This window comes from Plantibacter flavus, from assembly GCF_900177615.1.
GTDB classification, from domain to species: Bacteria; Actinomycetota; Actinomycetes; order Actinomycetales; family Microbacteriaceae; genus Plantibacter; species Plantibacter flavus.
The window spans coordinates 73,704-86,730 of record NZ_FXAP01000003.1 but is presented as its reverse complement, the minus strand read 5'-3'; the positions used below and the strand labels follow the sequence as shown (position 1 = coordinate 86,730).

The following is a 13,027-nucleotide window of genomic DNA, read 5'->3' as shown; positions in this document are numbered from 1 at the left end:
TTGCACGATTGGCTTTGGCGCTAGAGGCCAATCTGGGTATCGTGGTTCAATGGCTTCCATCACCCTGAGTGCCCGATCGCTCGCCGCCCTGCTCGGGCAGTGGAAGACCGCCGCGCCCGCATACCGCGGTCTCGCCGACCGCATCCGACTCCTCGTCCTCGACGGACGCATCCCGGTCGGCACCCGTCTGCCGGCCGAGCGGGAACTGGCCGAGCGGCTCGCGCTGAGCCGCACCACGGTCACTGCGGCGTACCGAGAACTGCGCGAGGCCGGCTACCTCCGCAGCATCCGTGGTTCTGGCAGCGTCACCCTCCTGCCGTCGGCGCCCACTGCGCTGGCTCCCGTGCCACAGGGCGGGTTCCTCGACTTCAGCAAGGCAGCCGTCCCGCCGTGCCCCGAGATCATCGACGCCGTGGCCACCGCCGCCGCAGAACTGCCGCGGTACATGCACGACTTCGACTACGACCTCGTCGGCATGCCCGAGCTGCGGCAGGCCATCGCCGACCGCTACACCGCGCGCGGGCTGCCCACCGACCCCGACGAGATCATGGTGACCGTGGGGGCCCAACACGCGATCGCCCTCATCGCGCGCACCCTGCTCAGCCGAGGTGACCGCGTCCTCGTCGAGATGCCGAGCTATCCGCACGCCTACGAGGCGCTCCGGGCGGCCGGAGCCAGGCTCGGCGCGGCGACCGTCTCCTCGGAGACCGGCTGGGACGTCCGCGAACTCGAGCAGTGGTTCGAGCGCACGAGCCCCGCGATGGCCTACCTCATGCCGGACTTCCACAACCCGACCGGGGCGTCGATGCCGCTCGAGACCCGCCGACGGGTCGCCGCGGCCGCCGAGCGGCACGGGACGGTGCTCGTGATCGACGAGACCACGGCCGAGCTCGACATCGACCGGCCGACGGACGAGGGCCTCGACGGCACCCCGTTCGCCGCACTCCAGGGTGCGCCGGCGTCGATCATCACGATCGGCTCGGTGGGCAAGACGATCTGGGGAGGCCTCCGCATCGGGTGGATCCGGGCCGAGCGCGGCACCATCAGGAAGCTCGTCTCGGCACGCTCGCTCGGCGACCTCGGCACGCCGATCCTCGACCAGCTGACCGTCCAACAGTTGATGCCGGCGATGGACGGCATCGTCGCCCGGCGCGGTGTCGCGCTCGGCGAGACCCGCGACCGGCTCGTCGACCTCCTGGCCGACCGCCTCCCCGAGTGGACCGTGCCGCGGGTCGACGGTGGGATCGCCACGTGGGTGAACCTCGGCGAGGCCGCGTCATCGCAGCTCTCGCTCGCGGCGCGGAGTCACGGGCTCGTGATCGTCGCCGGGCCGCGGTTCGGGATCGACGGTGCGTTCGAGCGCTACCTGCGCATCCCGATCAGCTATCCATGGGCCCAGACCGAGCAGGCGGTCGAGCTGCTGACGCAGACGTGGCACTCCGCGATGTTCGGGCACGTGCCGGCCCTGGACTACCTCGAAGACGTCGTCTGAGGTCGTCGCCGTCGAGCGTGACGCCGCTCCACACGCAGTGCTTGTGCGTGCCGTGTCCAGCCTCCGCGCGAGACCGCCGTCGGAGGGGTGTGCGGTGACATAATTACAGCGTCCGCACCTCTCGCAACAACCGAAAGCGGCTCCGTGCACCTGCTCTCCGTCCTCAGCATGAAGAACCGCGCGTTGATCGCGCTCGTCACCATCGTGGCCGCCGTGTTCGGCGTCCTGGCGGTGGGCGGCCTCAAGCAGGAGCTCATCCCGTCGGTCCAGTTCCCGCAGCTCGCGATCATCACGAGCTACCCGGGTGCGGCGCCCGAGGTCGTCAACGACGACGTCTCGACCCCGATCGAGACCGCGATCCAGGGTGTGCCGGGCATCGAGTCCACCTCGGCGACGTCGAGCACGAACACGAGCCTCATCAGCGCGACCTTCACCTACGGCACGGACCTCGCCACCGCCGAGCAGAAGATCACCCAGGCGATCAACCGCATCAAGTCGACCCTGCCCGACACCGTCGACCCGCAGGTGGTCAGCGGCAGCATCGACGACCTCCCGGTGATCCAGATCGCCGTGTCCGGCGCGGCCGACCAGGACTCCCTGGCCGAGGTGCTCTCGAGCTCCGTGGTCCCCGACATCAAGGACGTCGACGGCGTCCGCGACGCGGCGATCGTCGGTGAGGTGGGCAAGCGGGTCACGATCACCCCCGACGACGCCAAACTGGCCCTCGCGGGGCAGACCAGCCGGGTCATCGGGACGACGCTGCAGCAGAACGGCTCCCTGCAGCCCGCGGGCGACATCACCGAAGGCGACAAGACGTTCTCCGTGCAAACGGGCACCAAACTCACCTCGGTCGACGACATCGCCGCCCTGCCGATCGCGGGCGCCTTCGCCGCGGACGGCTCCGTCCTGACCATCGGCGATGTCGCGACGGTCGCCCTGAGCGACGACCCGATCACCTCGATCTCGCGCGTCGACGGCGAGCCGGCGCTCACCATCGCCGTCACGAAGCTGCCCGCGGCGAACACCGTCGAGGTCTCGCAGGGCGTGCGCGACATCCTCCCCGAGCTCGAGCGCACCATCGGGTCCGACGCCAAGCTCACCGTCGTCTTCGATCAGGCGCCGTACATCGAGCAGTCCATCGAGGCCCTGACGACGGAAGGCCTGCTCGGCCTCGTCTTCGCGGTGCTGATCATCCTCGTGTTCCTCCTCGACGTCCGGGCCACGCTCGTGACGGCGATCTCCATCCCGACGTCCGTGCTCATCACCTTCATCGGGCTGCAGGTCGCCGAGTACTCGCTCAACATCCTCACGCTGGGAGCGCTGACGATCGCCATCGGGCGCGTGGTCGACGACTCGATCGTCGTCATCGAGAACATCAAGCGGCATCTCTCGTTCGGCGACAACCGCACCGGTGCGCAGCGTGCCGGGTCGATCCTGAGCGCCGTCCAGGAGGTCGCGGGCGCGATCACCGCCTCGACCATCACCACGGTCGCGGTGTTCCTCCCGATCGCGTTCGTCGGCGACGTCACCGGTGAACTGTTCCGACCCTTCGCCCTCACCGTCACGATCGCCCTGCTCGCGTCGCTCCTCGTCGCGCTCACCATCGTGCCCGTGCTCGCCTACTGGTTCCTCCGCGCCCCGAAGGCCCAGCGGCTCGCCGCTGCGGCTGCAGCGGAGGAAGTGCCGTCCGACGCGGCGACCGGACCCGTCCGGAGCCGTCGTGAGCGTCGTGTCAGTGTGCAGGACGAAGACGACCTCGAGAAGCCGTCGCGGCTCCAGAAGGCGTACCTGCCGATCATCCACTGGACCCTGAAGCACTCGGTCACCACCCTGCTGCTGTCGGTGCTCGTGCTCGGCGGCACCATCGTGCTGATCCCCTCGATGAAGACCAACTTCCTCGGCGACTCCGGCCAGAACACGCTGACGGTCACGCAGACCCTGCCGGTCGGCACCAGCCTCGACGCCCAGGACGCGGCGGCGAAGCAGGTCGAGACGAAGCTGCGCGACATCGACGGCATCGACACCGTCCAGCTCTCGATCGGCTCGAGCGGAAGCTCCTTGCGCGACGCGTTCTCGGGCGGCGGTGGCGGCGCCATCACCTACTCGATCACGACGAGCGAAGACGCCGACCAGACGGCACTCCAGAAGACGGTCCGCAAGGACCTGTCCGGGCTCGACGACGTCGGCGAGATCGAGGTCGCCGCGTCCGCGGGCTTCGGCGGCTCGAGCGACATCGAGATCGACATCACCTCAGCCCGGCAGAGCGATCTCGCTGAGGCCGCCGACGCGATCCAGCAGGCCGTCACCGGCCTCGACGGCATCGACCAGGTCACGAGCAACCTCAGCGAATCGCGGCCCTACGTCCAGGTGGCCGTCAACCGCGACGCCGCTGCCGCCGCCGGGTTCAGCGAGGTCGCGCTCGGTGCGTACGTCTCGCAGCTCATGCAGCCGACGACGGTGGGCTCGATCGTCATCGACGACGCCACGCTCACCATCTACGTCGACACCCAGGACCCGCCGACGACCGTCGATGAGCTGGCGGCGACGCAGGTCCCGACCGCCACCGGCCCGCGGCGCCTCGACGCCCTCGCGACGGTCTCGCAGGTCGACGGACCAGCGACGATCTCGACCGTCAAGGGGCTGCGCTCGGCGACGATCAGCGCGACACCGGGCAGCGACAACCTCGGCACCGCCAGCGCCGAGGTGCAGACGGCGATCGACGACGTGAAGCTCCCAGCGGGCACCACGGCGACCCTCGGCGGCGTCACGGCGTCGCAGAGCGACGCCTTCGGTCAGCTGGGTCTCGCCCTGCTCGCCGCGATCCTCATCGTGTACGTCATCATGGTCGCGACGTTCCGTTCGCTGCGGCAGCCGCTCGAGCTGCTCGTGTCGGTGCCGTTCGCCGCCACCGGCGCCATCGGACTCCAGGTGATCACCGGTGTCCCGCTCGGTGTCCCGTCCATCATCGGCGCACTGATGCTCATCGGCATCGTCGTGACGAACGCGATCGTCCTCGTCGACCTCGTCAACCAGTACCGGCGACGTGGCATGACGGTCATCGAGGCAGTCGAGCACGGTGCCGCACGCCGGCTCCGCCCGATCCTGATGACGGCACTCGCGACGATCTTCGCGCTCACCCCGATGGCGCTCGGCGTCACCGGGCACGGCGGCTTCATCTCGCAGCCGCTCGCGATCATCGTCATCGGCGGGCTGATCTCCTCCACCGTGTTGACGCTCGTCGTCCTGCCCTCGCTGTACAACCTCGTCGAGGGGTTCCGTGAGCGTCGTGAGCAGCGCCGCGCTGCGGCCGAGCCGAAGCCCACGACGCGCACGGTCGCGGCGATCGAGGGCCCGCGGGCCGCGACGGTCCCCGCTGAGGAGCCGGCCCTCGTCGACGCCGGTGGCGGAAGCGCTACAACCGCGCCGAGTGTGCCTGACACGTCCGTTCCGTCGGCCTCGGCGGACGTGGCTCCGGTGGACGCGGCTCCAGATGGCGCCGCTCCCGCTGACGCGGAACCGGCGGATGAGGCCCCGATCGATTCGGTTCCCGCCGACGCCGACCCTGCCGATGCGGTTCCCACGAACTCGGATGCGGCACCCGAGCCGCAGGTCGCTGCGCCGAGTGAGCCGGCGGTGGATCGACCGATGACGCGGCCCGCCGTGCACGAGGTGCACGAAGCCCACGAGGTGCACGGGGCACATGTGGCGACGGGTGACGAACTGCCTCGCACCGAGGCGATCACCCTTCCCGACGCGGTGTCCGACGCCCCTGCGGACGAGGTCGTGCATTCCGGCGAGCACGCCGCCCCTGCGGTGCAGCCTCAGCCGGATGCGAAGGCTGAGCCGGTCGCGCGGGCTGAGGCGGTCGCTGAGGCTGAGCCGGTCGCTGAGCCTGACCCGGTCCTGGAGACGGAGCCGGCCGGAGAGGCTGAGGCGGCGGAGAAGTCCGAGCTCCCTGCTGACTCCAGCCCGACGAGCGACACTGCGCCGACGCCTGACGCTGAGCCGAAGCCCGATGCCGACATGGCACCCGGGACCGAGCCGTCTTCGGGCACCGAACGGCCGAAGCGTCGCCGCGCGCAGTGGCCGTGATCGACCACCTGCCGCGCGGTCGCTGAGCTGAGGTTCGAGCCCTTCGACACGAAGCCCTCGGGAACGCCATCACCGGCGCCCGAGGGCTTCGTCGTGTGACGCCCGACTCAGCGGAGATCGCCGACCGCGCCGGTGACCGCCCGCAGGACCTCGCCCGACTGCACCAGCGCGGTGACCGCCTCGATCTCGGGGGAGAGGAACCGGTCGGGACCGGGACCCGTGACCTGCTCACGCACCCGGCGGAGCACCGCCCCGGTGCCGACGGCCGGCTCGAGCGGGCCGCGCAGGTCGAGGCCCCGGGCTGCCGTCATGACCTCGATCGCCAGCACCCGACTGAGACCGTCGATCGCCCGACGGAGCTTCCGCGCCGCCGCCCAGCCCATCGAGACGTGGTCCTCCTGCATCGCGGACGACGGGATCGAGTCGACGGACGCCGGGTGCGCCAGGCGTTTCAGCTCGCTCACGATGCCTGCCGCCGTGTACTGGGCGATCATGAGGCCCGAGTCGACACCCACCTCGTGCGCGAGGAACGGTGGGAGGCCGTTGCTCCGGCTCCGATCCAGGAAGCGGTCGGTGCGGCGCTCCGACATGGACGCGACGTCGGCGACGGCGATCGCGAGGAAGTCGAGCACGTAGGCGACCGGGGCGCCGTGGAAGTTCCCGTTCGACTCGACCCGCCCGTCTGGCGTGAGCACCGGGTTGTCGACGGCACTCGCGAGCTCCCGCTCGGCGACCATCGCGGCGTGGTCGACGGTGTCCCTGGCGGCACCGTGCACCTGCGGGGCGCAGCGCAGTGAGTAGGCGTCCTGCACCCGGGTGCACTGAGGGCCCCGGTGGCTCGCGACGATCGGGGAGCCGTCAAGCAGCAACCGCAGGTTCGCGGCGCTCTCGGCCTGACCCGACTGCGGGCGCAGGGCCTGCAGGTCTGCGGCGAACACGGCGTCCGTGCCGAGCAGGCCCTCGACGCTCATCGCCGCGGCGACGTCGGCGGTGCGCAGGAGCATCCGCAGGTCGTCCACGGCGAGCGCGAGCATCCCCAGCATGCCGTCGGTGCCGTTGATGAGCGCGAGCCCCTCCTTCTCGGCGAGCTGGACCGGCTGGAGGTCGGCGTCCGCGAGCGCGTCCGCCGCGGGGCGCACGCGACCGGACATGTCGGTCACCTCACCCTCGCCCATCACCGCCAGCGCGCAGTGCGCGAGGGGCGCGAGGTCGCCGGAGCAGCCGAGCGACCCGTACTCGCGCACGACCGGGGTGATGGCGGCGTTCAGCATCGCCGCGTAGGCGCGGACCGTCTCCACCCGCACCCCGGTGCGGCCCGTCATGAGCGTCGAGAGGCGCAGCGTCATGAGAGAACGCACGACCTCCCGCTCGACGACCTCGCCGCTACCGGCGGCGTGCGAGCGGACGAGACTCGCCTGCAGCTGCGCGCGGCGCGTCGGCTCGATGAACGTGGTCGCGAGCGCACCGAACCCGGTCGAGATTCCGTAGTGGGGCTCGGGGTCGGAAGCGAGCGCCTCGATGATCCGGCGGGATGCCGCGACACCGTCGAGGGCCGCGCCGTCGAGGTCGATCCGCGCGCCGTGTCGGGCGACGGCGACGACCTCGTCGATCGACAGCGGCCCGGCGCCCAGGACGACCGAGGTCGGGCCGACGGGCTCTGGATGCGAGCGACCTGAGGTCGTCGGGTCGCTGGTGGTCGGGGTCGCGCCGGGCTGGATGTCCATGTTCCGATGGAACACCCGGACATCGACCGCGGCGGTGCGCGTAGAGTCGTCCGTGTCTGGGATGACAGACATGGACGACCAGGCGGCCGCGTCCGAGCCGCGGAGACGAGGTCAACGGTGAGTCAGGTCCCGGCAGCCGACGCCACCCTGCGCGTGCTGAGCCATCTCGCCGGCGCCCGCGGCCCGCTTCCGGCCGCGGCCATCGCCTCGGCACTCGACCTGCCGAGATCGACGGTCTACCACCTCCTCAGCGTGCTGCAGGAGCACGGCTTCGTGGTCCACCTGCCCGAAGCCCGTCGCTACGGACTCGGGGTCGCCGCCTTCGAACTCTCCGGTGGATACGCGCGCCAGGAGCCGCTCAGCATGCTCGGGCGCCCGTTGCTCGCCGAGCTGGTCGACCGGGTGGGCGAGAGCGCACATCTCGCCGTGCTGCACGGCCGGGACGTGCTCTACATCGTGGACGAGCGTGCCCCGCGTCGGCCGCACCTCGTCACCGACGTCGGTGTGCGCCTCCCGGCTCACCTGACCGCCAGCGGCTGCGCGATCCTCGCCGCGCTCCCGGCCGGCCAGCTGCGCGCCCTGTTCCCCGACCAGGCGTCGTTCGTCGACCGCACCGGCCACGGGCCGAAGCGGTACCGGGAACTCCGACAGGTCCTCGCCCAGACGACCCAGGACGGCTATGCGCGCGAGGCCGGCGGGGTGACGCTCGGTCTCGCGAGTGTCGGGGTGGTCGTCCGTGACCACACGGGGTGGCCGGCGGCGGCGATCGCGGTCACCTACGACGCCGATGCCGGGCTCGATCCGGCGTGGCTGGCGCGCGAGATCCACCCGGCGGCGGCCGAGCTGTCGCGTCGGATCCGGGGTCGCTGAGCGCTCGGCGGAGCGGGCGGGCGGTGCATGCGGGCGGAGCGGCGGCTCCGGCACCGTGGTCAGGCGACCGAGCGCAGGATGAGCTCGAGCAGTGCGGTCGCGTAGGCGTCTGGGGCCGTCGCGGCGCTGAACCGTCGCAGTTCGCCGCCGAGCTCGACCACGACGGTGTACGCCTCGGCGTCGCCGAGCGACAGGAGGACGTCGAGTTCGTCGTCGAGCGTCGGCTCGCCGTCGATCGGTGCAGCCGGGGACACCGCGCGTTCGAGCGACCGGAACGAGCCGCGCAGCAGGGCCCGCAGCTGGTGTTCCGACGGCAGCCAGAGCGTCTCCTCCTGGTCGACGGAGTCCAACGCCCACTCGGTCGTGCCGTTGAAGCCGAAGCTGCGCCCACCCGGGTGCTCGTGCACCTCGACGGTCATCTCGCTCACCGTGAACACGTCGCCGGCGAGCTCGCCGCCGTCGATGGTGAAGCGGTCGCCGGGTTCGGGGGTCCAGCGGAGGCCGGCGGTGCGGAGCGCTCGGGCGAGGTCAGCGGAGATCATCAGTCCAGTATCCCCGACCACTGTGCGATGCGGCTGGCAACCCCTCGATTCGAACGGAACCCTGTGCGAGGGTGGAGGATCTCTTCGAAGGGTCCGATGATGCCCGCACCTGATGACGGCCTATCCGGTCGGTTCCCTGCGCGCGGCCGCGTCACCACACGACGGTTCGAGGGTGCGACCGGGATGCAGGAGGCGTCGGGCGCACTGCGATTCGTGGAGGTGGACCCCGATCGGTTCTCGATGACCGTCGACTCGATCACGCTCGGCGAGTACGTCCTTCATCGCAACACGGTCGGGCCCGGGACCTTCGACGTCGTCGCCGACGCCTACGGGCTCGATGAACCGGTCGCGACGATCGTGATGCTCATCGAGGGGGCGGCCAGTCTGGTCCACGGCCGACAGCAACTCGACCTGCTCCCCGGGACCGGGACGCTCACGGAGGGTGCCGAGACGTATCGGACGACGATCCACGACCACGCGACCTATCTGTACGTGTTCGTGCCGATGCGTGCGCTCCGCCGCCTCGGCATCGCCCCGACCAGCGCCCTCGGCCCGTTGGCACCGTCGCCGCTGCTGCGGGCCAGCGCCGCATTCCTCGTGGAGGTCATCTCCGCGTTCGAACCGATCGGCGGCGCCGCGCAGCTCAGGCTCTGTCGGGTGATCGACACGATGCTCGCGACCCTCTACGCGGAGAACGACCTCTTCCGGGCCGAGGGTGAGGCCGGACGGGTTCCGCTCCGGCTCCGGATCATCGAGCACATCGCCGCGTCCTTCGCCGAGCGGGAGCTGCGACCGGAGACGCTGGCGCGTCGCTTCAACATGTCGACCAGGTCTCTGCAACGGGTGTTCGAGGGCTCGGGCACGAGCGCCGCGGGCGAGATCGCCGAGCGGCGGGTGCAGCTCGCGCTCGTCCTCCTCTCGGACCCCGATCACCGGGGCCTGTCGATCGCCGAGGTCGCGACCCGATGCGGCTACCACTCCCAGGCGCACCTCCGACGAGCGGTCGTCGCGCACACCGGTCTCAGCCCGAGCCAGTTCCGGGAGCAGACGAAGGCGGAGGACTCCTGACGTCGCAGCGCCGTCCGAGTGCTCCGGATCAGGCTGCGGTGCGCCCGCTTCGTCGCGGAGCCGTCAACCACGGACGCAACAACCTCGTGACGAGCGGCAGGAGCCAGTAGGTCATGATCGGCGTCAGGATGAGCGTCGAGATGAGCACGTGGAGGAACACACCGAGCGGTTCCCACCCGGGCACGAGCGCCGTGACGAGGAGGGTGAAGACGAGGTTGAGCGGGAAGAAGCCCAACCAGATGCTCACCGCCTGCTTCCAGCGCGGCGGTGCGGGCGGGATCGGATCCGGGTCGCCGGAGAGCTCGGCCTCCTCGACGCGGAGGATGCCGTCCGGTGCGTCGAACCACCCTTCGATCCCGCTGCGCCGTTCGACGCGGGACTGCTCCATGAACTCGCGGCCGCTCGAGAGCCACCAGGCGCGTTCCTTGGAGTCCTCCCAGTCGGTGAGCGTCTGTTCGTCCGCGAAGCGGTAGAGCATGTACCAGACGTCGCTCTCGGCGCCCGCGCGCACCCAGCCGGAGCCGAGGAAGCCGGGGTATCGGTTCGCCAGGTTGATGCCCGCCTGGACCCAGATGGTGGCCTCGGAGATCGACGCCGGGTTGACGCGTCGCTCGATCGAGACGGTGATGGGATCGTGTTCCATGCGCCCAGTAGACCGCACTCGTGTTTCGATCTCGTGTCCCGCAGCAGCCCCCGTAGAGTCGAGGCATGGCGACTCCTGACTTCGTACTGGCCCTCCGCGAGCGGATCGGGCACGCGCCCCTCTGGTTGACGGGGGTGACCGCCGTCGTCCTGCGCGGTCTCGGGACGCCCGAGGCGGAGGTGCTGCTCGTCCGGCGACAGGACAACGGGGCGTGGACGCCGGTCACCGGCATCATCGACCCGGGCGAGGAGCCCGCGGTGGCGGCGGAGCGCGAGGTCCTCGAGGAGGCGGCCGTGGTCGCCGTCGCCGAGCGTCTCGCCCAGGTGCAGGTGCTCCCGCAGAACGTCTACGACAACGGCGACATCACGCAGTACATCGACCTCGTGTTCCGATGCCGCTACGAGTCGGGCGAGCCGTATCCGGCGGACGGCGAGAACTCCGAGGCGCGATGGTTCCCGCTCGACGCCCTGCCCGAGCAGGTCTCGCAGAACTTCCGCACCCGGATCGCGCTCGCCGCCTCCGACGAGCGCGAGGCCCGCTTCACCCGCTGACGTCCCTCCACCTGCCCGCGAACTGTCACTTGAGGCTAGTTCCGGGGCCTGTGACTAGCGTTTGGTGACAGTTCGCGGGCTGGAGGGGGTGGCGGTGGCTGCGGCGATGGCGTCGGCGGCTCGGACGAGGGTGAGGTGCGAGAGCGCCTGCGGGGTGTTGCCGACCTGCCGCGCCTGCTGCACGTCGTACTCCTCGGAGAGCAGGCCGAGGTCGTTGCGGAAGGACAGCAGCCGGTCCATCAGCTCGCGGGCGTCGTCGAGTCGGCCCGAGGCTGCGTACTGCTGCACGAGCCAGAACGAGCACGCGAGGAACGGGTGCTCGTCGCCCGGCAGACCGTCGACCCCGCTGGTCGTGCGGTAGCGCAGGAGCAGACCGTCCTGGAGGAGGTCCTCCTCGATCGCGGCCACGGTCGCGAGCATGCGCGGGTCGTCGGGCGCCACGTAGCCGATCTGCGCGAGGACGAGCAGCGACGCATCGACCTCGGTCGTCCCGGCGTGCTGGACGTAGCACCCGCGTGCGTGGTCGACGTTCTCGCGCTCGATGGTCTCGCGGAGGGTCTCGCGGAGGGCCTCCCAGCGTTCGACGGGGCCGTCCAGGCCGTGCTCGCGGACCGCGCGGACGCCGCGGTCGAGCGCCGCCCAGATCATGGCGCGCGAGTGGGTGAAGTGCTGCTCGTCGCCCCGTACCTCCCAGATGCCGCGGTCGGGACGGTTCCAGTGCCCCTCGAGGACGCCGAGCAGGGCGCGCTGGAGACTCCACGAGAAGTCGTCGTCCGCGAGACCGACCGAGCGCGCCTCGTCGAGGGCGATCATCACGGACCCGAAGACGTCGCCCTGGTACTGCGTGTAGGCACCGTTGCCGACGCGCACGGGGGCGGCGCCGAGGTAGCCGGGGAGGCTGTCGAGCTCCTCCTCAACGAGGTGGCGTTCGCCGGCGAGGCCGTACATGATCTGCAGGTCGTTCGGGTCTCCGGCGATGGCCCGGAGGAGCCACCTGCGCCAGTCGTGCGCCTCCTCGGTGAAGCCGTGCTGCATGAGGGCTTCGAGGGTCAGTGACGCGTCGCGCAGCCAGACGTAGCGGTAGTCCCAGTTGCGGACGCCCCCGAACGACTCCGGCAGGCTCGTGGTCGCAGCGGCGACGATGCCCCCGGTGTCCTCGTGTGTGAGGGCGCGGAGGACGAGCAGCGACCGCACGACCGCCTCTTCGTACTCGGCGGCGGGGTCGCAGCGGGACGCCCAGTCGCGCCACCAGGCGATCGTGTGGTCGATGCGCGGGCCGACGTCGACCGGGTCCGGCACCTCGCGGTGCGAGGGGTACCAGGTGAGGGTGAGGTCGACGGTGTTGCCCGCGGAGACCTCGACGGTCGCCGAGTGGGCGTGATCGGAGGCCGTCAGGTGCACGCCGCGGACCACGACGGCGTCGGGGCCGGCGACCGCGACGATCCCGGATCCGTCCGGGAGCTGCCGCACCCACGGGATCGCGTCGGCGTACCCGAAACGGAGGCGCACCTCGACGTCGACCGCGACGGTGCCGCTGAGCCCCTCGACCCGGCGGACCACATCCGCCCGGCGGTCGCCGTGGGGCATGAGGTCGGTCACGCGCACCTGGCCATCGGGGGTCGTCCAGACGGTCTCGAGGACGAAGGTGTCGTCGAGGTAGGCGCGGCTCGCCGTCGCCCGAGCGTCGGCGGGTCGGACCGTCCAGCAGCCGTGGTCCTCGGTGCCGAGCAGTGCACCGAACATCGAGGGCGAGTCGAACCGGGGGAGGCACAGCCAGTCGATGCTGCCTTCCGACGACACGAGCGCGGCGGTGTGGCAATCACCGATGAGGGCGTAATCCTCGATGGGGCTGGGCATGCACCCATGCTGCCACGCCGCCGCGGGCCTGCCTGGGAGCCATGCTCCGTGACTTCTCAGGGTGGATCGGGTAACGTAGGTGAGTCGGCTCTAGACACCGCGTTTGTACCGCGGAGGGTTATGTCAGTCTGGTGGGCCGGTTTCGTCGGAGACAACTCCGCGAACACACACATGATGTGGACGGCCCC

General features: G+C 70.8%; 9 protein-coding genes. 5 read left to right on the top strand and 4 right to left on the bottom strand.

Features of this window, described 5'->3' with window-relative positions:
• The first annotated feature begins 49 nt into the window (after window positions 1-49).
• Together yczR and B9Y95_RS10365 are read left to right on the top strand one after the other, a co-directional pair.
• Window positions 50-1,492, top strand: a complete 1,443-nt coding sequence (gene yczR / locus B9Y95_RS10370) for a MocR-like transcription factor YczR (protein ID WP_085511815.1) — start codon at window positions 50-52, stop codon at window positions 1,490-1,492.
• A 144-nt stretch (window positions 1,493-1,636) separates the two neighbouring features.
• Window positions 1,637-5,584, top strand: a complete 3,948-nt coding sequence (locus B9Y95_RS10365; protein ID WP_123539681.1) for an efflux RND transporter permease subunit — start codon at window positions 1,637-1,639, stop codon at window positions 5,582-5,584.
• Window positions 5,585-5,691: 107 nt separating this feature from the next.
• Here B9Y95_RS10365 and hutH read toward each other — a convergent pair whose 3' ends face one another.
• Window positions 5,692-7,308, bottom strand: coding sequence for a histidine ammonia-lyase (gene hutH / locus B9Y95_RS10360; RefSeq protein WP_085512178.1), 1,617 nt, complete (start codon window positions 7,306-7,308; stop codon window positions 5,692-5,694).
• Window positions 7,309-7,425: 117 nt separating this feature from the next.
• Between hutH and B9Y95_RS10355 the strand changes: the two genes are divergently transcribed.
• Window positions 7,426-8,178, top strand: coding sequence for an IclR family transcriptional regulator (locus B9Y95_RS10355; RefSeq protein ID WP_085511814.1), 753 nt, complete (start codon window positions 7,426-7,428; stop codon window positions 8,176-8,178).
• Between the two features lie 59 nt (window positions 8,179-8,237).
• Here the strand turns inward: B9Y95_RS10355 and B9Y95_RS10350 are convergent, their stop codons facing one another.
• Window positions 8,238-8,720, bottom strand: coding sequence for a hypothetical protein (locus B9Y95_RS10350; RefSeq protein ID WP_085511813.1), 483 nt, complete (start codon window positions 8,718-8,720; stop codon window positions 8,238-8,240).
• A 99-nt stretch (window positions 8,721-8,819) separates the two neighbouring features.
• Between B9Y95_RS10350 and B9Y95_RS10345 the strand changes: the two genes are divergently transcribed.
• Window positions 8,820-9,788, top strand: a complete 969-nt coding sequence (locus B9Y95_RS10345) for an AraC family transcriptional regulator (RefSeq protein ID WP_159453384.1) — start codon at window positions 8,820-8,822, stop codon at window positions 9,786-9,788.
• A 28-nt stretch (window positions 9,789-9,816) separates the two neighbouring features.
• Here B9Y95_RS10345 and B9Y95_RS10340 read toward each other — a convergent pair whose 3' ends face one another.
• Window positions 9,817-10,431, bottom strand: a complete 615-nt coding sequence (locus B9Y95_RS10340) for a putative antibiotic biosynthesis monooxygenase (protein ID WP_085511811.1) — start codon at window positions 10,429-10,431, stop codon at window positions 9,817-9,819.
• Between the two features lie 65 nt (window positions 10,432-10,496).
• Between B9Y95_RS10340 and B9Y95_RS10335 the strand changes: the two genes are divergently transcribed.
• A complete protein-coding gene (locus B9Y95_RS10335; protein ID WP_071262396.1) occupies window positions 10,497-10,982 on the top strand; it encodes an NUDIX hydrolase in 486 nt (161 codons plus the stop codon).
• Window positions 10,983-11,036: 54 nt separating this feature from the next.
• On the opposite strand, the gene B9Y95_RS10330 is transcribed toward B9Y95_RS10335, so the two are convergent.
• Entirely contained in the window at window positions 11,037-12,899 is a 1,863-nt protein-coding gene (locus B9Y95_RS10330; RefSeq protein ID WP_268808563.1) for a glycoside hydrolase family 15 protein, read from the bottom strand.
• Between the last annotated feature and the right edge of the window lie 128 nt (window positions 12,900-13,027).